This window comes from Paenibacillus sp. FSL W8-0426 (assembly GCF_037969725.1).
In the GTDB taxonomy this organism is placed as follows: domain Bacteria; phylum Bacillota; class Bacilli; order Paenibacillales; family Paenibacillaceae; genus Paenibacillus; species Paenibacillus hubeiensis.
Window position 1 is genome coordinate 2,352,192 of the sequence record NZ_CP150203.1, and the last position, 20,029, is coordinate 2,372,220.

18 protein-coding genes are annotated in these 20,029 nt (G+C 50.5%); all 18 read left to right on the top strand.

Features of this window, described 5'->3' with window-relative positions:
• The first annotated feature begins 164 nt into the window (after positions 1 to 164).
• The 18 genes from dapG (at position 165) to recA (ending at position 19,900) form a co-directional block, all read left to right on the top strand.
• Positions 165 to 1,382, top strand: coding sequence for an aspartate kinase (gene dapG, locus MKY59_RS10805; RefSeq protein WP_339277498.1), 1,218 nt, complete (start codon positions 165 to 167; stop codon positions 1,380 to 1,382).
• 49 nt (positions 1,383 to 1,431) lie between these two features.
• A complete protein-coding gene (dapA, locus tag MKY59_RS10810) occupies positions 1,432 to 2,307 on the top strand; it encodes a 4-hydroxy-tetrahydrodipicolinate synthase (protein ID WP_339277500.1) in 876 nt (291 codons plus the stop codon).
• A 478-nt stretch (positions 2,308 to 2,785) separates the two neighbouring features.
• Positions 2,786 to 4,465: a ribonuclease J gene (locus tag MKY59_RS10815; RefSeq protein WP_236417146.1), complete on the top strand. Its 1,680-nt coding sequence runs from the start codon at positions 2,786 to 2,788 to the stop codon at positions 4,463 to 4,465.
• A gap of 237 nt (positions 4,466 to 4,702) precedes the next feature.
• On the top strand, positions 4,703 to 5,440 hold the full coding sequence (locus MKY59_RS10820) for an ATP-dependent Clp protease proteolytic subunit (protein ID WP_290371462.1): 738 nt from the start codon (positions 4,703 to 4,705) through the stop codon (positions 5,438 to 5,440).
• Positions 5,437 to 5,667: a YlzJ-like family protein gene (locus MKY59_RS10825; RefSeq protein WP_339277502.1), complete on the top strand. Its 231-nt coding sequence runs from the start codon at positions 5,437 to 5,439 to the stop codon at positions 5,665 to 5,667. The genes MKY59_RS10820 and MKY59_RS10825 overlap by 4 nt, the downstream gene beginning before the upstream one ends.
• 89 nt (positions 5,668 to 5,756) lie before the next feature.
• Positions 5,757 to 8,486 (top strand): DNA translocase FtsK, encoded by a 2,730-nt coding sequence (locus MKY59_RS10830; RefSeq protein WP_339277504.1) that lies wholly within the window; start codon positions 5,757 to 5,759, stop codon positions 8,484 to 8,486.
• Between the two features lie 185 nt (positions 8,487 to 8,671).
• Complete coding sequence (sleB, locus tag MKY59_RS10835) at positions 8,672 to 9,505, top strand: spore cortex-lytic enzyme (RefSeq protein ID WP_236417149.1); 834 nt, start codon at positions 8,672 to 8,674, stop codon at positions 9,503 to 9,505.
• Between the two features lie 130 nt (positions 9,506 to 9,635).
• Positions 9,636 to 10,916, top strand: coding sequence for a pitrilysin family protein (locus MKY59_RS10840; protein WP_339277506.1), 1,281 nt, complete (start codon positions 9,636 to 9,638; stop codon positions 10,914 to 10,916).
• 2 nt (positions 10,917 to 10,918) lie between these two features.
• A complete protein-coding gene (locus MKY59_RS10845) occupies positions 10,919 to 12,199 on the top strand; it encodes a pitrilysin family protein (RefSeq protein ID WP_339277508.1) in 1,281 nt (426 codons plus the stop codon).
• 39 nt (positions 12,200 to 12,238) lie between these two features.
• The gene (locus tag MKY59_RS10850; RefSeq protein WP_236417419.1) at positions 12,239 to 12,970 is read left to right on the top strand and encodes an SDR family oxidoreductase; all 732 of its coding nucleotides are present in this window, start codon (positions 12,239 to 12,241) and stop codon (positions 12,968 to 12,970) included.
• Between the two features lie 120 nt (positions 12,971 to 13,090).
• Complete coding sequence (locus tag MKY59_RS10855) at positions 13,091 to 13,354, top strand: DUF3243 domain-containing protein (RefSeq protein WP_236417421.1); 264 nt, start codon at positions 13,091 to 13,093, stop codon at positions 13,352 to 13,354.
• A 186-nt stretch (positions 13,355 to 13,540) separates the two neighbouring features.
• Entirely contained in the window at positions 13,541 to 14,308 is a 768-nt protein-coding gene (locus MKY59_RS10860) for a DUF3388 domain-containing protein (protein WP_236417154.1), read from the top strand.
• A 63-nt stretch (positions 14,309 to 14,371) separates the two neighbouring features.
• Positions 14,372 to 15,451: a RodZ family helix-turn-helix domain-containing protein gene (locus MKY59_RS10865; protein WP_339277509.1), complete on the top strand. Its 1,080-nt coding sequence runs from the start codon at positions 14,372 to 14,374 to the stop codon at positions 15,449 to 15,451.
• A 72-nt stretch (positions 15,452 to 15,523) separates the two neighbouring features.
• A complete protein-coding gene (locus tag MKY59_RS10870; protein ID WP_167666083.1) occupies positions 15,524 to 15,688 on the top strand; it encodes a hypothetical protein in 165 nt (54 codons plus the stop codon).
• Positions 15,689 to 15,850: 162 nt separating this feature from the next.
• Positions 15,851 to 16,342, top strand: coding sequence for a YajQ family cyclic di-GMP-binding protein (locus MKY59_RS10875; protein ID WP_339277513.1), 492 nt, complete (start codon positions 15,851 to 15,853; stop codon positions 16,340 to 16,342).
• A gap of 298 nt (positions 16,343 to 16,640) precedes the next feature.
• Positions 16,641 to 17,228: a CDP-diacylglycerol--glycerol-3-phosphate 3-phosphatidyltransferase gene (gene pgsA / locus MKY59_RS10880; RefSeq protein ID WP_236417160.1), complete on the top strand. Its 588-nt coding sequence runs from the start codon at positions 16,641 to 16,643 to the stop codon at positions 17,226 to 17,228.
• A 109-nt stretch (positions 17,229 to 17,337) separates the two neighbouring features.
• Positions 17,338 to 18,594 carry a competence/damage-inducible protein A gene (locus MKY59_RS10885; protein ID WP_236417162.1) on the top strand — a complete coding sequence of 419 codons (1,257 nt, stop codon included), beginning with the start codon at positions 17,338 to 17,340 and terminating at the stop codon, positions 18,592 to 18,594.
• A gap of 241 nt (positions 18,595 to 18,835) precedes the next feature.
• Positions 18,836 to 19,900 (top strand): recombinase RecA, encoded by a 1,065-nt coding sequence (recA, locus tag MKY59_RS10890; RefSeq protein ID WP_290371461.1) that lies wholly within the window; start codon positions 18,836 to 18,838, stop codon positions 19,898 to 19,900.
• Positions 19,901 to 20,029 lie beyond the last annotated feature (129 nt).

A 20,029-nucleotide genomic window follows, 5' to 3' on the forward strand; every position in this document is an offset into this window, starting at 1 on the left:
CAACAAACTGCTGCTTCATTTGGATGATCTTCGATGGTCCGAAGAGGGCAGCCGTAGGTAATGTCGTACAAAGACTAGATTTTCACATCGGAGCGCCCCTTATAGATCCATTTGTTCATCCGGCACGTGTCAGTCTTCTTGCGTACACAAATGGAGGAATAAAGATGCGCATCATGGTACAAAAATTCGGCGGCACGTCGCTTTCGACCGTTCAGGCAAGAGAGCACGTGCTCCGTCATGTTAAACGTGAGCTTGAGGCAGGTTACGGCCTTGTTGTGGTCGTCTCTGCGATGGGGCGCCGTGGGGAGCCCTATGCGACGGACACATTGCTCGACTGGGCAGCCCAGAATGGAAACGGACTATCCCCGCGCGAGAAGGATTTACTGCTGTGCTGCGGTGAAATTATATCGGCAACCACGCTGAGCAGCTTGCTCGAGAATGAAGGAATTGCAAATACGGTGCTGACGGGTGCGCAGGCTGGTTTCGTGACGGACGACAATTTCGGGAATGCCCGGATTTTGGATGTCCGTCCTGTTCGTGTACTGGAACTGCTCGAAAAAGGGCAGGTCGTCATCGTTACCGGATTTCAGGGCCAGACCGAGCAAGGGGACTTTACCACGCTTGGACGCGGAGGAAGCGATACCTCTGCAACGGCATTGGGGGCAGCCCTTCATGCCGAGATCGTGGATATTTACACCGATGTTAATGGCATTTTGACCGCAGACCCCCGCATCGTGGAAGATGCACGCCCGCTTACGATCGTAAGTTATGCCGAAATTTGCAACATGGCGCATCACGGAGCCAAAGTCATCCATCCGCGGGCGGTCGAAATTGCAATGCAAGCCCAGATCCCCGTAAGGGTCCGTTCTACCTTTGCGGATACTGAAGGCACGCTTGTGACGCATCCGGAAGGGTTTCAGGACGTGCAAACAGGCGTAGTGGACCGGTACGTTACCGGGATTGCCTACGTAAGCAACGTAACGCAAATTACCGTGGACGTGCCTAGCGACGCCAATCGCCTTCAGCTGAAAGTGTTCAAAACGATGGCAGACAACGCCATCAGCGTTGATTTCATCAATGTTACCCCAACAGGCGTGGTCTATACGGTATTTGACAGCGACTCCGAGAAAGCGATTCGCGTGCTCCAAGAGATCGGACTGAAACCCCAAAGCTTGTCAGGGTGTGCCAAAGTGTCCGTCATCGGCGGCGGCATTAACGGCGTGCCTGGCATTATGGCAAGAATCGTGGAATCCCTGACGCTGGCGGATATTCAAATTCTGCAATCGGCGGATTCGAACACCACCATTTGGGTGCTTGTCAAAAAAGAAGACATGGTCCAGGCTCTGCGGGCGCTGCATGCTTCGTTCGAGCTCCATTTGTAATATCAGACTTGAAGCAGGCGGAGCCAGATTGTTCTGAGGAGGAATCGAATTGGACTTTGGAAGATTGATTACAGCAATGGTAACTCCGTTCAACGAGCAAGGAGAAATTCATTGGGAGGAAACGGCGCGGCTGATCGACTATCTGATCAAGGAGCAAAAGTCCGATGCGCTGGTCATATCCGGGACGACGGGAGAATCTCCCACACTAAGTGATGAAGAGAAGGTACAATTGTTCGAATTTGCGGTGAAGCATGCGGCAGGACGATGCAAAATCATCGCAGGTACGGGCAGCAACAATACTTCGCACTCCATCCATCTGACCAAGGAAGCGGAACGTGTCGGGGTTGACGGTGTGCTTCTCGTGGTTCCGTATTACAACAAACCGAGTCAGGAAGGCATGTACAGACACTTCGAAGCCATTGCCAAATCGACTGCTTTGCCCGTTATGTTGTATAACGTGCCTAGTCGTACGGTGGCGGGGTTGTCGGCGGCAACGACACTGCGTCTTGCCCAAATTTCCAACATCGTGGCAACCAAGGAATGTGCTTCACTGGAACATGTCACGTTGATAGCTGCCGGCGCGCCTGAACATTTCAGGGTGTACACCGGAGACGACGCGTCCGGGCTGCCGGCCATGTCCGTTGGCGCACACGGGATCGTCAGCGTAGCAAGCCACGTGGTCGGTTTCAAAATGAAACGTATGATCGAAGCGTTTGTCCAAGGATTGCCGCAAGAAGCGGCGCAGCTGCATCAGGAAATGTTCCCCATTTTCAAGGGGCTGTTCGAATGTCCTCAGCCGCTGCCGAATCCGGTGGCCGTCAAATATGCGCTGACTCTGCAAGGGTTGAACGTAGGGTCGGTACGGTTGCCGCTAGTGCCTCCAACGGAGCAGGAGGAGCAATTTATTCGCGGCCTATTCGGGTGAAACGTGGTTTGAGTTAGTCCAAGACAAGTGCAGGCATCATTCATTATAAATGGATAAAGAAGGAACCGTCTTTCTTCGGGAAGCACGGTTTTTTTTATGGGACAAGGCACAGCAAGAGTGGCTTGCCGGTCAGCAAAAGAACAGGTTGCTCACAGAGTGACTTGTTTTTTTAGTTTTTGATCATGTATAATGATGTCAAGTGACTGGGTGCGGTATTTTTTTGAAATTGAAAGCGACATCGTTTAATGATGTGGCTTGCTGTGAAAAGGGAAGGGTCGGCTAAGAAGGAATCATTTCAAATCCAACTCGTTGGTGAAGGGGAGTAACTTCGAAGAACTTCTTCCAAATATCGTGAATAAAGGTATTCTTTCACATTCGTATCTAATCATAGATACGTGGTGTATGGACTGCTTTTTTAACTTAAAATACAAAAATAATAAGGTACGACGTCCAACTACCATAGGAGGTTCAGATTCATTTGTCTAAAAAAAATAATAACGATAAACTGATGATTTTTGCACTGGGCGGCGTAGGTGAGATTGGTAAGAACATGTATGTTGTCCAATACGCGAACGATATTGTCGTCGTAGACGCCGGACTCAAGTTTCCGGAAGAAGACATGTTGGGCATCGACATTGTCATTCCTGACATTTCTTACTTGACTGAAAATCGCGATAAAGTAAGAGGCATCATTTTGACCCACGGACACGAAGACCACATCGGCGGTCTGCCATACGTTCTGAAACATCTCAACGTTCCGGTATACGGAACAAAATTGACGCTTGGACTTGTCGAGAACAAGTTGAAAGAAGCGAATCTGCTCGGCGAAACGAAGCGAATTCTGATCAACGTGGATTCCGAACTTCAACTGGGCAATACGCTGAGAGCTACGTTTTTTGCTACTAACCATAGTATTCCGGACTCGGTCGGGGTATGTATCGATACACCGGAAGGTGCAGTGGTTCATACGGGTGACTTCAAGTTTGACCATACACCAGTCAATGGTCAATATGCAGATCTCCAGCGTATGGCTCAAATCGGTGCCAATGGTGTACTCGCTCTTTTGTCCGACAGCACCAATGCAGAGAAGCCAGGATTTACGCCTTCGGAGAAAAACGTGGGCATCGTTTTGGAGGACATTTTCCGCAAAGCGACACAGCGTGTCGTTGTAGCAACCTTTGCATCGAACGTGCATCGGATTCAGCAAGTGATTAACGCTGCCGTGGTAACTGGGCGCAAAGTGGCTGTCATTGGACGCAGCATGGTCAACGTGGTGGGCATCGCTTCCGAATTGGGATATCTCGAAATTCCGGATGGCATGATCATCGAGCCGGAAGAAGTAGGTAAGATGGCAGCGGATCGCGTCGTTATCCTGTGCACGGGAAGTCAGGGCGAACCGATGTCCGCTTTAACTCGCATGGCTCGCTCAACCCACCGCAAAGTGGATATTCTGCCTGGAGATACCGTAATCATTGCGGCGACTCCGGTACCGGGCAATGAAAAGTATGTTGGCCGCACGATTGACGAGCTGTTCCGTCTCGGCGCGCACGTGTTCTACAGCGGTGCAAACAGCGGCGTACACGTGTCCGGCCACGGCAGCCAGGAAGAACTGAAACTGATGCTGAATCTGATGAAGCCGAAATTTTTCATCCCGATTCACGGCGAATTCCGCATGCAGCGTCGCCACGCGGTTCTGGCGGAATCGGTCGGGATCGATCCGGACAACATCTTTATTACGGATATCGGTGAAGTCGTGGAAATTCAGGGCGGCGCAGCGCGCAAAGCGGGCAAAGTCACTTCAGGCAACGTGTTGATCGACGGCCTGGGTGTTGGCGATGTCGGCAATATCGTACTGCGTGATCGCAAATTGTTGTCCCAAGACGGCATTCTGGTCGTCGTGGTTACGCTCAGCAAACAGGATGGCAAAATCGTGTCCGGCCCGGATATTATCTCGCGTGGTTTCGTGTACGTGCGCGAATCCGAAGGATTGCTCGATGAGGCCAACCGCATCGTAAGCAGCACGCTGCAGAAGCTGATGAGCGAAAATGTAAACGAGTGGGCTTCGCTCAAAACGAACGTAAAAGATGCGCTGGGACGTTTCCTCTACGAGCAAACCCGTCGCAGACCGATGATCCTGCCGATCATCATGGAAGTATAACCAAAATAAATATCACATAGATTCAGGCACACAGTCGCCTCTTTTTTACGAGTAATATTGGACGGTTCCTCGTAAAAAAGGGGCTTTTTCTGCATTTTCGGGATAATAATTCGCTCTGGTCGCAAAATGCTGAAGCTTTCGAGTATAAGTCTCTTGGAAAACTCCCCATACTAAGGTAAAAAAATTGTTTGCGGGGAAGGGAGCATGCTTGAAGTGGATCATATTGAACAAGACAGAATGTTATCGAAATCCGAACAACCGGGAGAACATCCCGGGCAGGAAGAAAAGGGAATGGCTCCGGTTACGGAAAATATTCAGCAATTCGGACAAACCCAATCTCCTGCGGGCGAATCCAACATTTATTGCATGACGATCATCGGTCAGGTAGAGGGGCACTTGATTTTGCCGCCCCAGAATAAAACGACAAAGTACGAGCATATCATTCCGCAGTTGGTTGCGGCCGAGCAGAACGCCAAAATCGAGGGAATTCTTATCATTTTGAACACCGTGGGTGGCGATGTCGAGGCTGGACTGGCCATTGCCGAAATGATCGCTTCCTTGAGCAAACCAACCGTTACCGTGGTTATCGGGGGCGGGCACAGCATCGGGGTACCGATTGCCGTAGCTTCTTCGTATTCGCTCATTGCCGGCAGCGCAACGATGACCATTCATCCGATTCGCATGAACGGCCTGGTGATTGGAGTTCCGCAAACCTTTGAGTACATGGAAAAAATGCAGGAACGCGTCGTGCGCTTCGTGACCACTCATTCCAACATCTCCGAGAAAGTGTTCAAGGAGCTTATGTTCAAGACCGGAGAGTTGAACCGGGATATCGGTACGGCAGTCGGCAGTTCGGATGCCGTCAAATACGGGTTGATGGACGCAGTGGGCGGCATCGGTCAAGCCATCGCCAAACTGAATCAGTTGATGGGAGAGCGAAAACAGGAAATTCAGGCAGGAGGGTACACTCAATGACGTTGTATACGGTTATGCCTCCCGAGCAAATTTGGTCAGGGATGTGGAAAGAAGACGAAGGGACGCAGGATGTCAAAATTAACGGGATACTGATGCAAGTCAGGCCCACTTCAGGAAACGAGGCAGTCATCGTCAGGCTGCTTGATTGCCCTTTGGAAGCGTATCTGGAGCCTGGCCATTTGCCAGGATCGGTTATTCGCATTCCGCATGTTGGAGGAACGGCATAAACGACGGGATTTTTACAAATTGAGCAAAGAAAGAACATATGTACGGGGACATTTTTATGGTATAATATTCTTCTGGGGGTGACCTGAATTTGGCCAGAAGAAAAAAGAAGAAAAAAAAGGCTGCTGCGTTTAGCGGCGTTCTCAAATATGAAATTTATGGCATCGTGCTGATTACGTTATCCGTTATCGCGTTATCCGGTGAAGCAACGGTGGGGCGTTCGTTATCCAAAATGTTTGGGCTGATGCTTGGAAAATTTTATTTTGTTATCCCGCTGATCGGTATTTACTACGGTCTTATGGTGATGATTCACCGGAAATGGCCTAACGGGTGGACTACACGCAAGACAGGACTTGTCCTGCTTGTTTTTGCGCTTACACTGATGAGCACCGTTTCCGCCATGCATCAGAAGTTAATTCCCATCGGTGCGCTTGAACCCGGTGCGGTGTTGACGCAGGTACATAACGATATGCAAACCGAACTGCTGCAACCCGCCCCGGAGGGCAAAGACTCCATGCTTAACAAGGATATCAGCGGCGGTTATGTCGGGGCTGCACAGTTTGCCGTATTTTTATGGTTGTTCGGCAGTCTTGGAGCACGGTTGATCATGATCGTGATGTTTGTGATCAGTTTTATGCTTATTACGAGCCTATCTTACGTGGACTTGGTTCGAATCTTCAGGACCAAGGTGTGGGACGCCGGTTCTGCCATGTACAAAAGGGTCCAGGCCCGAATGTCGGAGCGGGCGTCCTCGGCGTCCTCGGTCAAAAAGAAAAGCGTTGCCCGAAAGGCAGTCCCGGTTCCTGCCGATCCGTATGATGACGAGGATGACGACTTCGAGGAAGAAGAGACGCTCCCCAAACGGAAGGCACCCGTTTTCTTCCAATTGTTTGGGAAATGGGGAGCGGAACGCGAAACTGCCAAGCAGGATCGTGAAGAGGAGCACGAGGAAAGCGCGATGGAGCAGGTCTTGTACCGTGCGAACGATGATGATCTGGACGAAACATGGAACAGCCAGAAGATGCCGACGTCCAGCGAGCGACGATCGCTGGACGGTGCGGCCGCAATTCCGTCCAAAGCCAATTCCGCACCCATTATTCGAGACTTCTTCGAACACGTTCGTTCTGAACATAACAAGTCGGATGATCTTGATGAGGTCTATCCGTTCCCTCAGGACTTGAAGGAGCCCGAAATGGAAGAGCATGAACCTCCGCTAACCATAAGGGACGAGCTTGAGGAGTCTCTGGAGTGGCCTGGTCCCGAAAATGTAGGGAATGAATCGATCCCATTGCAGGATGACAACGGTGTTTCTGCTGATGGTGCTCCTGCGCCTCCTGGGAGCGCGGTAGAAGGCGTTCAGGAAGCACAGCCTGTCCAGCCGCCTCCGCCTCCGCCGAAGCCGTACAAGCTGCCTCCGTTCCGTTTGCTCGCCAAGCCGAATAACGGCGGAAAAGGCAAGGATCAGAAGGATTACATGCAGACAGCCCGCAAGCTGGAAGCGACGTTGGAAAGCTTTGGCGTTCGCGCGAAGGTGCTTGAAGTGGTCAGAGGGCCGGCAGTAACAAGGTATGAGATTCAGCCTGACATCGGTGTCAAAGTCAGCAGAATCGTCAGTCTGACGGATGATATCGCACTTGCCCTTGCCGCAAAGGACATCCGTATGGAGGCGCCGATCCCCGGCAAATCAGCCATCGGTATTGAGGTGCCGAATGGAGAGGTATCGCTCGTAACGATGCGAGAAGTGATGGAGACGTCCGTTTTCCAGGAAGCCGAATCCAAGGTTACGATCGCTTTTGGGCGGGATATTTCGGGGCAAACGATCATCGGCAACTTGGCCCGAATGCCCCATTTGCTGGTAGCCGGTGCAACAGGCTCAGGTAAATCTGTATGTATTAACGGTATCATCACGAGTATTTTGTACAAAGCGAAACCTGATGAAGTGAAGTTTCTGATGGTTGACCCCAAAATGGTCGAGCTAAATGTATACAATGGGATTCCGCATTTGATGGCACCCGTCGTTACCGATCCCAAACGCGCTTCGCTCGCCCTCAAAAAAATCGTGGTGGAAATGGAGAAAAGGTACGAACTGTTCTCCAAATCGGGCACGCGCAACGTAGAAGGGTATAATAACCTGATGAAAGACAACCCTGCGGCCATCTTGCCGTATATCGTCGTAATCGTCGACGAGTTGGCAGACCTCATGATGGTCGCTGCCGGCGACGTCGAGGATGCGATCGCAAGGCTGGCGCAGATGGCGCGGGCAGCGGGCATACATTTAATTATTGCAACGCAGCGGCCTTCGGTAGACGTCATCACCGGCGTGATCAAAGCGAACATTCCGTCCCGTATCGCCTTCGGCGTATCTTCTCAGGTGGATTCCCGCACCATTCTCGATATGGGCGGGGCCGAGAAATTGCTGGGCCGGGGGGACATGCTGTTCATGCCGATGGGCGCTTCGAAACCGGTTCGAGTTCAAGGCGCGTTCATGAGCGATGAGGAAGTCGAAAACATCGTGAATTATGTGCGCGGCCAGGGCGAAGCCCAGTATGATGAATCCCTTGTGCCTGAGGTCGAAGAATCCGGCCAGGCGGATGAAGAGGTGCTCGACGAGCTGTACGAACAAGCCGTACAGATCATTCTGGAGGCGAAGCAGGCATCGGTATCGTTGCTGCAGCGCCGGATGCGTATCGGTTACACCCGTGCCGCGAGATTAATCGATTCAATGGAGGCTCGCGGCGTCATCGGGCCGTACGAAGGAAGCAAACCTCGCGAAGTATTGATTTCGCTGGAACAATATCAGCAGAATAAAATGAGTTCTTGATGGATCGACCGCGATGCCGCGGGAAACAAGAAGCCGTTAACCTAAGGGTTGGCGGCTTTTTTGGTTTTCCTGCATTGCCATCCTGTCCAAGGATCGGATGATTTGGTGCATAGGAAACAGGCGGCTTTGTCATAATAACGTTAGCGATTCTGTTAATCCCACAAGAGAAAGGTAGAGCACAGTTGATGCGAAAAATGAACATATGGCTTTTCACTGCTATTTTGCTGTTGTCCGCATTGGGAATCCGATTTTTGGTTCCACACGATCCCAAGCCTCAGGCCTCGAATCAAAGTACGCCTCAAGTGGAAGAACAGGCAATGCCTACCTTCAGCAGCAATACGGTGAAGTATGGAAGCTACGGGCAGGATGTATACGAACTCCAGGGCAGACTGAAGTACCTGGGTTTCTACAATGGTAAAATTGACAGCAATTTCGGCAGCAAAACGCTGAATTCCGTCAAATGGTTCCAGTCCGAGTTCGGCATGAAGGCCGATGGCGTCGTCGGGGCCAAAACCAAGCTGAAGTTGTACAATGCCACCAAAAACTGGGCTCCAACCGAACCGCCTTTGCATAAGGGTGGGGCAGGAAGCGAAGCCGGGGGCAACAACGGTGCCGCGAATGACAATGATCAGGACAACATGGGGTCTGCCAATTCCATGGGTTTGTCGGAGAATGAAATCAAAATCATGGCGAACGCCGTGTACGGCGAGGCGCGAGGCGAACCTTTCGAAGGACAGGTGGCAGTGGCGGCGGTCATTTTGAATCGGGTCAAATCCCCAAGCTTCCCGAATACGCCTTCCGGCGTGATCTTCCAGCCTGGCGCATTCACGGCAGTGGCGGATGGCCAGATCTATCTCGAACCGAACGCCCAGGCCCGCAAAGCGGTTGAGCAGGCGATAAACGGTTGGGATCCATCCGGCGGATGCCTGTATTACTTTAATCCAAAGACGGCAACGTCCAAGTGGATATGGAGCCGTCCTCAGGTCAAAACCATCGGCCAACACATCTTTTGCATGTGATGCCGGGAGAAGCAACCAGAAGGCGTGACTTCGGTTGCTTCTTGTCTTTTGCATGGGTTAAAATGGTTGTTACGCCTTGTCTGGAACATTGTTTTGCCTTACAAATGATGCCGTAAAGGGGTTATGAACGTTGAATACATCCGCCTTTGAACGAGGAAACCGGAAGCAGTTTCGCATTCATGTTCTTCCGACCAAACGATTTAAAACATATGCCATTTCGTTGTACGCAGGGGTTCCTTTACAAGAAAGCACGGTGACCTCTGTGGCGGTAACGCCGTTTGTATTGCGCCGCGGCACCGAATCATATCCGGAAACAACGCAATTCCGCGAGCAGTTGGAGCATCTGTATGGTGCCGGGTTTGGTTTTGACATCTATAAACGCGGAGATTACCAGATCGTGCAATTTCGAATGGACACCATCAACGATGCTTTTGTCGGCGGGGACGAGAAATTGTTGGAACGGTCCTTTGCCTTTTTAGGCGAAGTGCTGACCCGTCCTGCTCAGGAAAATGGACACTTCCGCACGGCCTACGTCGAAGCAGAGCGTGAAACCGTGCTTAAGCAGCTGGAATCCGTGGTGAACGACAAGATGCGGTATGCGGCCGAGCGCTGCATCGAAGAAATGTGCAAGGATGAGCCCTATCGACTGCATGCGCTGGGCCAACGCAAGGAGCTTGCAGGCATTGATGCTCCTTCATTGACCTCGGCATACCGGGATTGGCTGAATCGGTCCGTCATCGATCTGTACGTGGTCGGAGATACCACGCTGGAGGAAGTGGAGAACCTGGTTCAGCGCTACTTTGATGTCGATCGTATCGGCACCGAAGGGTATCATCCTAAACCGGCCGTTTTGGGGGATAGGGCAGTGAACACGGTCGTGGAGCGGATGGACGTGGGCCAGGGGAAGCTGAATATGGGTCTTCGCACATCCATTACCTATGGAGATTCACGGTATGCCGCAGCGCTAATGTATAACGGAATCTTGGGAGGGTACCCTCATTCCAAGCTGTTTGTCAACGTAAGGGAAAAGGAAAGCCTTGCATATTACGCCTCATCGCGTTACGACGGGCATAAAGGCATCGCAACGATCCAATCCGGGATCGAAATTCCAAACTACGAAAAGGCCGTTGCGATTATCAAACAACAGCTTGAAGAGATGAAAAACGGAATGCTCAGCGATCTGGAAATGTCCCAGACCAAAGCGATGATCCGCAATCTGGTCAAAGAGATGCAGGATTCTGCGTTTGAGCTGATTGCTTATGATTTCAATGGTCAGTTGTCGGGAACGGACCGGACCGCCGAGGAGCTGCTGGAACAGGTCGAACAGGTCGGCAAAGATCAGGTTCAAGAGGCGGCGAGTCAGTTCCGGTTGGATACGATCTATTTTTTGCGCGATCAGAAGGGGGAATAACGGTGGAACGCATTCAATACGATGATTTGCAGGAAACACTGTACCATGAAGTGATGGATAACGGGCTGCAGGTTTATGTTCTGCCAAAGCCGGGATTCCAGAAAACCTTTGCAACCTTCGCGACCAAGTACGGATCGGTCGACAATCATTTTCAGGTGGAAGGCCAGGACGAGGTAAAGGTTCCCGATGGCATCGCCCATTTTCTGGAACACAAAATGTTCGAAGAGCCTACGGGCGACATTTTTGCAACATTTGCGTCCAACGGAGCATCCGCCAATGCATTTACAAGTTTTGATCAGACGGTGTACCTGTTTTCGGCGACAGAGCACGTAGGTGAAAATATACAAACATTAGTCGATTTTGTGCAAAATCCGTATTTCACGGATCAAAACGTTGAGAAGGAAAAAGGCATTATCGGACAGGAAATCGACATGTATGCCGATAATCCGGACTGGCGAGCTTATTATGGACTGATTGAAGCGATGTATCAAAAACATCCGATTCGCATCGACATTGCGGGAACGGTGGAATCGATCAGCACGATCACGAAAGAAACGCTGTACACGTGTTATAATGCTTTTTACCATCCCAGCAATATGCTGCTTTTTGTGGTTGGCGGCGTGGATCCGGAGGAAGTGATGGAACTGGTTCGTTCGAACCAGGCCGGTAAAAATTTCAAGTTCCAGGGCCGGATCAATCGTTTTTTCGAGCAGGAGCCTGAAGAGGTAGGGGAGAAGAAAAGAGTAGAGAAGTTGGCGGTTTCCCTGCCCAAATGTTTGTTCGGGTTCAAGGAAACGGATGTTGGATTGACGGGAGAAGAGCTCCACAAACGCGATCTTACGACGAAATTGATGCTGGACCTGCTGTTTGGCGCAAGCACTTCCTTGTACCAGAAGCTGTATGACGAGGATTTGATCTCGGACAGTTTCGGATACGAATATAACAGTTCATCTCAGTATGCTTTTTCTGCGGCAGGCGGAGATACGAAGGATCCGGAGCGGCTGCTCAGCCGTGTACGCGAGGAAGTTGATGCGCTTTTGCAAACGGGGTTTGATCAGACGAACTTTGAGCGCGCCCGCAAAAAAAAGATGGGCGGATACTTGCGCATGCTCAACTCGCCGGAAAACATTGCCCATGAATTTACGCGTCTAAAGTTCAGGGGCGGCGATTTTTTCAATATGCTCTCGGCTTATGAATCCATCACCTTGGAAGATGTGAATCGCAGGTTGAGGGAACATATTAGATGGGAGCAGCTTGCAGTATCGATAGTGGCAAGTCCTTGATACGGAGAGGGGAACGGACGATTGAAAGCGATCGGAGAAATGACCGTGCTGGTCACGGGAGCAAGCGGTGGAATTGGTGCCGCCATTGCAGAGCGGTTTGCAGCTGTGGGAATGAATGTGGCCATTCATTACATGAAATCCCATGAGGCGGCTAATGAAGCCGCGAGAAGATGCATGGAGAAGGGGAGCGGCAAAGTCATGACGGTCTCGGCTGACCTGCGCAGCCGGGAACAAATCGAGCGTATGAAGGAGAAGCTGGAATCCCACGGCATGATGCCCGACATTCTCGTTAACAATGCCGGCATTTCGCATTACGGGTTGTTGTCGGACGTCACGGAAGAAATATGGGATGAAGTGATGGCCATCAACCTGAAGGGAACGTTCTTGTGTACCCAGGCCTTGATGCCGTACATGATTGCACAAAAATATGGACGCATCATCAATGTGTCTTCCATATGGGGATTGTCGGGTGCTTCCTGTGAGGTGCTGTACTCCACGACCAAAGGCGGTGTAAACGCATTTACGAAAGCGTTGGCCAAAGAGCTGGCTCCGTCCGGAGTGACGGTGAATGCCGTCGCTCCGGGAGCCGTGCAGACTTCTATGCTGAACCATCTTGACCAGGACGAGCTGAAAATGCTGGAGGAGGAAATTCCGGCGGGAAGGCTTGCCCAGCCTGACGAAATTTCCTCGTTGGTATACTTTCTCGCGCTTCCCGAGTCGGGTTACATCAATGGTCAAATCATCAGTCCCAATGGAGGCTGGCTGACATAACGTTTTGATTAGCGTATTTACATGCGTCTGGGTAATTTCACCAGTATACAATCGGCTCCCAAATCACATATTACAACTGTTGATTTTAAATCTCATGCGTTTCGCTAAGGAGGATTTATGATGTCAACAGACAAAACGGTAGTTAGCAACTTCGACACATGGAAGAAGTTTTTGGGTGACCGCGTCAAGCAGGCAGAAAAGATGGGAATGACTGAAGAAACCATCAACAAGCTTGCTTTCGAGATTGGCGACTTTCTCGATGACAAGGTAGATCCGGCCAACGCTTCCAACCGTGCATTGAAGGAGTTATGGCAAGTCGGCGACGAGAACGAACGTCGTACGATTGCGGGCCTGATGGTCAAGCTGGCCAAGCAAAACGCATAGGATTAAGGACGGAAAGCTCCCGCAAGGGGGCTTTTCTCTAATGATTACAGACCTGTTCTTGTAATTCATTTTCATTTTATATATCATTAACGTGACCCATTTTTAGAAGATGTCCCGGTTGGTTGTGCGATGGGCACGTTTCGGGAGTGTCGAATAATGTGGAATTTTGCTTTACGGGGTGTTCAAATGGAATCCAAACAATGGTACATGGAATATAAAATACATAAAAACAGACCCGGCCTTTTGGGGGATATCGCCTCCATGTTGGGGATGCTTGAAGTGAATATATTGACGATCAACGGCGTGGAAGGCAAAACGAGGGGCATGCTCCTTGAGTCCGATGACGATGAGAAAATCCGTCTGCTGGGAGAAATGCTTGCCAAGGTCAACAGTATCACGGTATCTGCTCTGCGTGCACCCAAGCTCGTGGATATTTTGGCTGTCCGCCATGGACGCTATATCGACCGCGATTCGGATGATCGCAAAACGTTCCGCTTCACGAGGGATGAGCTTGGGTTGCTCGTCGACTTTTTGGGTGAAGTATTTAAAAGGGAAGGCAGTCAAATTATCGGATTGCGCGGCATGCCGCGTGTCGGGAAGACGGAATCCATTATCGCAGGCAGTGTATGCGCCATGAAACGGTGGACGTTTGTATCGTCGACATTGCTGCGCCAAACGATCCGAAGCCAGCTTTCCGAGGACGAAATGAACCCGAACAACGTTTTCATTATTGACGGGATTGTCAGCACCATCCGTTCCAGCGAGCGGCACTACAACCTGCTGCAGGAAATCATGGCTATGCCTAGCACCAAGGTGATCGAACATCCGGATATATTTGTCCAGGAGTCCGAATATGACTATAATGATTTTGACATTATCATTGAACTGCGCAACAATCCGGGCGAAGAAATCGTATATGATACGTTCACGGCCAGCTATACCGACGAGCTGTAATGCCTGTTCGGAATGATTTGAATAGATGGAAACCATACAAGAGAAACATAAGGAGGAGATGGCATGTCTGAACTGGGTCAGCAGTTAAGAGAGGCCCGGCTGCAAAAAGGGATGAGTCTCGACGACGTACAGGAAATGACGAAAATTCGCAAAAGGTATTTGGAGGCAATCGAAGCGGGGGACTATAAGGTTCTTCCCGGCAGTTTTTATGTTCGTGCTTTCATCAAAACATATGCGGAGACGGTGGGACTGAATCCTGATGAGCTGCTGGAGGGGCACAAAAAGGATGTGCCTGCGGAACAACCGGAAGCCACGATGGAACCGGTCATCCAGAAGCGTTCAAGCCGTCCGGCGGAGCGCAGCAACCGATGGATGTCCGTTGCTTTGATGTGGACGTTTCCGATTTTGATCATCGTGCTTCTATACGTTTACGTCGTCATGAATAAGGATGATGGCAGCACGAATCCTGGAGTGGATCCAACCAAGATCACCGATAGCCAGAATACGCCGAATGATAAGCCTGATGCTACGCCTAGCGATAACGGTCAGGCCTCGACAGAGCAGCCTGGCAGCAATGAGGGCGATGCGGCTGCAGGCGGCAATGGCGGAGGTTCGGAACAAGTGGACAATGCCACGTCTGAGCCGAATACAGATGAAGGAACCGGTCAATCCACCGAGGATACGCCAGAACAAACGACGAATGAAAATCAGAATGAGGAGCCTGCTGGCGAAACGTCCGGCGTAACTGTCACTCAGAGTGGCAAGTCGGGGAATATCACCAATTTCGAGGTGGCGGACAGTGCCGGCAAACCGGTTACGGTGAGCATTACGGCTACGGGTGAAAGCTGGCTTGAAGTATACAAGGGTCAAAACTCCAGTGGAGAAAAGCTGCAATTCGGGATGACCGCAAGCGGCGATACGTTTACGTTTAATTTGGACGACACCGGTTTGTACATCAAATCCGGTTATGCCGCAGCAACGACCATCGAAGTTGGCGGACAAGTCGTAACGGATGGAAAAGCGACGAACCGCATTCGCCTCAAACTGGGTCAGAGTAGCGGGAATGCTTCCACCACGTCCACGGGGACGGATGGGGGATCGACAACCGAAACGAATAGCGACGGCAATGCGGCCAACGAATAGCCAAAAAGACTGAAGGAGACACTAAGGTGTCTCCTTTTGCAATTAACTTTTGGTGAAGGCAGGTGGAAAGCGATGACGGTCAGCTGGATCGTTACGGGGCTCGGAATCATCGTCAGCCTGCTGGGCTATTACTTGACGCCCAGCGCATGGGGTTATGGTATATTGGGTTTTGGGCTTGCCCATATCCTTTTAGGCGTATTGGACATGTTTAGACAACCTAACCGAAGCCGTTACTAATCGTTGATTCAGGATCAAGGCATTTTTGGCAGTATCCTTCCGCTGAGGGTGCCGAAAATGCCTTTTTCTTTTTAAAATCGAATGTTCAAAAATTAGACTTTTGCTTGGGGTATCCACTATAATGTTACACAGAACATAGATTAATTTGAGAGGTGACCGGTTTTGAGTTCAGAACATTCTTTTGATATCGTGTCCAAAATGGACTTGCAGGAATTGAGCAATGCCGTGACACAGGCCGAAAAGGAAATCAGTACACGATATGACTTCAAAGGCAGCAAAAGCAGCCTCAAGCTGGACAAGGACGCGTTGACGATCATTTCCGACGATGAGGTCAAGCTCAAGGCCGTCATTGATGTGCTTCAATCTAAAATGGTGAAGCGGGGCCTTCCGCTCAAGAACATCGACTACGGCAAAGTGGAGCCTGCTTCCTCCGGTACGGTCCGCCAACGTCTTAGCTTCAAGCAGGGAATCGATCAGGAAGCAGCCAAAAAAATCAATGTGCTGATCCGCGATTCCAAACTGAAAGTGAAAAGCCAGATTCAGGGAGACCAATTGCGGGTAACCGGAAAAAGCAAAAATGATTTGCAGGCTGTCATTCAATTGTTGAATGGAGCCAGCTTGCCGTTGGATTTGCAGTATACCAACCTCAAATAAGCAACAGCTGTTGCAACGTGAGCGATCCAAGGCTTCTTTTTGACACTGCAATGGGCGTATATTATACTAAGTGTGCATTGCTGGCAACCAAGCATATAAGCCCAGTCACCATCGTTTGCTGACTTTGTGAAAAGCAGTACATTACGGATGTCGCCGATACGTTTAAAACGGTGCCTGCGTTTGAACGGTTGGCTTTATTTTGCGTTTTTACATACACCTTATTGCCGGCACAGTCAAAATGATGGATGGGATTAGCGTTCATGTTTGGAGTTTTGGAGGATGAGAGGGAGGGCGTCTTGTGAATTTACCCAACCGGATTACGCTTGCACGTATTTGCTTAATCCCTTTTTTAATGGTGTTTCTGCTGGTGGATTTTCCGTTTTATCCGGAGCCGTTGCAGCTCGGAAGTTTCTCGCTTCCTTATAATCAATTGATTGCTGCGGTCATCTTCATCATTGCGGCAAGCACGGATGGCATTGACGGATATCTGGCGCGGAAAAACAATATGGTTACCAATCTTGGCAAATTGCTCGATCCGCTTGCGGACAAGCTGTTGGTAACCGCGGTGCTGATTTCTCTGGTCGAGATGGGCAAGCTGGATTCCTGGATTGCGGTCGTGATCATCAGCCGGGAATTTGCGGTTACCGGTTTGCGCCAAATCGCTTTGCTGGACGGTTCGGTCGTAGCAGCCAGCGCGTGGGGCAAATTGAAAACCGTCGTGCAGATTGCGGCAATCGTGCTGCTGCTGCTGAATAACTTCCCATTCTTCTTCCTGGGGATTCATGTGGACGTTATCGCAGTCTGGGCAGCGGCATTGATTACGATCTGGTCCGGAATCGACTATTTCATCAAAAATAAAAATTTGCTGAAGTTGTCTGAAGTATAACGTTTTACAGGTGAAAAAGGGTAATGAATGGCAGAATGCATCGCAAAGGGCAATAGGGACAAATCCTATTGCCCTTTGATCACTCGCGATACGTACAGGAGGATGTTCAATGAAGGCTGAAATCATAGCAGTAGGAACCGAGCTTTTGCTTGGGCAAATCGTAAATACGAATGCTAGATACCTTTCCCGCGAGCTTGCTGCGATCGGGATCGATGTCTATTTTCAAACTGTCGTTGGGGATAATCTGGGCCGGCTCAGCGAGGCCATTCGGATTGCACAAGGGCGTGCCGACGTTATCCTGTTCTCGGGAGGTATCGGCCCTACGCAGGATGACTTGACCAAGGATGCCCTGGCAGCCGTACTCGGACGGCAGCTTCATATTGACCGCTTGTCCATGGACAAAATCGAGAAGTTTTTCCTGGACCGCAATGTGGACATGACCGAAAATAACCGCCGTCAAGCGATCGTCATCGAAGGTGGAACGCCGCTGGCCAATGAGACGGGCCTTGCTGCCGGAAACGCCATTTCGGATCAGGGCAAACATTATATCGTCATGCCTGGGCCGCCGAAGGAGCTCATTCCGATGTTTGAACAACAAGTGAAGCCATGGCTGTTCCAGCATGTTCTGACGACCGAAATGCCGATTTATTCCCGCATGCTGAAATTTGCGGGAATTGGCGAGTCCGCACTGGAGGATCGGCTGCTGGACCTGATTGATGGACAAACGGATCCGACGATTGCCCCTTACGCAAGCGAGGGCGAAGTCACGGTCCGCGTATCCACCAAAGCGCCGAGCGAGGGCGAAGCAAAGGTGAAGCTGGATGCGATGGAGGTCCAAATCCGGGAAAGGCTGCCTGAGCATCTCTACGCTAATGAGGATGTGCCTATCGAACATGCGATTGTCACGATGATGACGGACATGGGGCTGACGCTTAGTGCTGCGGAGAGCTGCACGGGAGGCCTTGTCATGCAGAGCCTGACATCGATTCCGGGGAGCGCGTCCATTTTGAAGGGTGGCATCGTGTGTTATTCCAATGAGTTAAAAGAGAAGCTTTTGAACGTGCCGCACAATTATTTGGAAGGTGAAGACGCCCCTGGAGCCGTGAGTCCCGAGGTGGCCAAGGTTTTGGCAGAGCAGGTCCGGATGATCGGGGACGCCGATTTTGGCCTGTCGGTGACCGGTGTTGCCGGGCCTGGATATTCGGAGCGCAAACCGCCGGGACTTGTGTTCATCGGGCTGGCCCAGCGGGACAAAGAAACGGAAATCCATGAACTGCGGATCAACGGCAATCGTGAGACGGTGCGGATTCGTTCCGCCAAAGCTATATTGTATCGTCTGTGGCGCAAATTGGTCGATATGGACTAATTTTGGCGTTCGTGATTGCCTTTGTGAGCGTGGACCGGTATAATGGAGAAAGACGGAAGAACCGCACAATCAGGCTTTACAGCCTCGTTTGCGGTTCTTTTTTCTGTTTTGCTGATAGGCTTCATGGAGGAGAGGCGCCTCGTCCATCGTAAAAAAAACGAATGTATGTTCGAAAAAATGCTTGGCAAACGTGTTAAAACAAGGTATCATTATAGTATAAACAGTAAAGGGTGTGAACATATTGTCAGACCGTCGTGCCGCGCTTGATATGGCGCTCCGTCAAATAGAGAAGCAATTTGGTAAAGGTTCCATCATGAAATTGGGAGAATCCACTCACATGCAAGTGGAAATTATCCCCAGCGGATCCTTGGCTCTTGATATTGCATTAGGAACAGGTGGCCTTCCGAAAGGCCGTATTGTTGAAATATATGGACCGGAATCTTCCGGTAAAACAACCGTTGCCCTGCATGCCATTGCAGAGGTGCAAAAAGTGGGTGGACAAGCTGCATTTATCGACGCAGAGCATGCGCTTGATCCGCTGTATGCCAGCAAATTGGGCGTAAACATTGATGAACTGCTTCTTTCCCAGCCGGACACGGGTGAACAGGCGTTGGAGATTGCAGAAGCATTGGTTCGCAGCGGTGCTGTTGACATCATCGTTGTAGACTCGGTTGCCGCCTTGGTACCAAAAGCTGAAATCGAAGGTGAGATGGGTGACTCCCACGTTGGTTTGCAAGCCCGTTTGATGTCCCAGGCGCTTCGTAAGCTTTCGGGTGCCATCAGCAAATCGAAAACGATCGCGATCTTTATCAACCAGCTTCGTGAAAAAGTAGGCGTCATGTTCGGTAACCCTGAAACGACCCCAGGCGGACGGGCCTTGAAATTCTATTCTACAGTACGTCTGGACGTACGTCGCGTAGAAAGCATCAAGTCAGGTAACGATATCATCGGTAACCGTACGCGTATCAAAGTTGTTAAAAATAAGGTGGCCCCTCCATTCAAACAGGCTGAAGTGGATATCATGTACGGCGAAGGTATTTCCAGAGAGGGAAGTCTCATTGATATCGCTACAGAGCTTGATATCGTGAATAAGAGTGGTGCATGGTATTCTTACGAAGGTGAACGCCTTGGACAAGGGCGCGAGAATGCCAAGCAGTTCATTAAAGAGCACACCGAAATTTCTAACGTTATTGAGCAAAAAATCCGTGAAGCAAGCAATTTGACAACGGTAGTTCCGGCTCCGACCAATGAACAATTGAAAGAGGAAGAGGAAGAAGAACAGGAATTGTTTGAACTGAACGAGTAGTCTTTTCCTTTCTCGCGGATGACCGAAGTGAAAATAGGCGTTTGAATTCATCGTACTGTTTTAACAGCCCCTGTCCAATCATTGGACAGGGGCTGTTAGCATGCATACCGCAGTTCATGGTATGTTATT

Excerpts from the sequence above, each read along its gene's own strand:
- dapG (WP_339277498.1), top strand. The coding sequence starts at position 165 with ATGCGCATCATGGTACAAAAATTCGGCGGCACGTCGCTTTCGACCGTT.
- MKY59_RS10820 (WP_290371462.1), top strand. The coding sequence starts at position 4,703 with ATGTTATCGAAATCCGAACAACCGGGAGAACATCCCGGGCAGGAAGAA.
- MKY59_RS10825 (WP_339277502.1), top strand. The coding sequence starts at position 5,437 with ATGACGTTGTATACGGTTATGCCTCCCGAGCAAATTTGGTCAGGGATG.
- sleB (WP_236417149.1), top strand. The coding sequence starts at position 8,672 with ATGCGAAAAATGAACATATGGCTTTTCACTGCTATTTTGCTGTTGTCC.
- MKY59_RS10850 (WP_236417419.1), top strand. The coding sequence starts at position 12,239 with ATGACCGTGCTGGTCACGGGAGCAAGCGGTGGAATTGGTGCCGCCATT.
- MKY59_RS10855 (WP_236417421.1), top strand. The coding sequence starts at position 13,091 with ATGTCAACAGACAAAACGGTAGTTAGCAACTTCGACACATGGAAGAAG.
- MKY59_RS10860 (WP_236417154.1), top strand. The coding sequence starts at position 13,541 with ATGGAATCCAAACAATGGTACATGGAATATAAAATACATAAAAACAGA.
- MKY59_RS10865 (WP_339277509.1), top strand. The coding sequence starts at position 14,372 with ATGTCTGAACTGGGTCAGCAGTTAAGAGAGGCCCGGCTGCAAAAAGGG.
- MKY59_RS10870 (WP_167666083.1), top strand. The coding sequence starts at position 15,524 with ATGACGGTCAGCTGGATCGTTACGGGGCTCGGAATCATCGTCAGCCTG.
- MKY59_RS10885 (WP_236417162.1), top strand. The coding sequence starts at position 17,338 with ATGAAGGCTGAAATCATAGCAGTAGGAACCGAGCTTTTGCTTGGGCAA.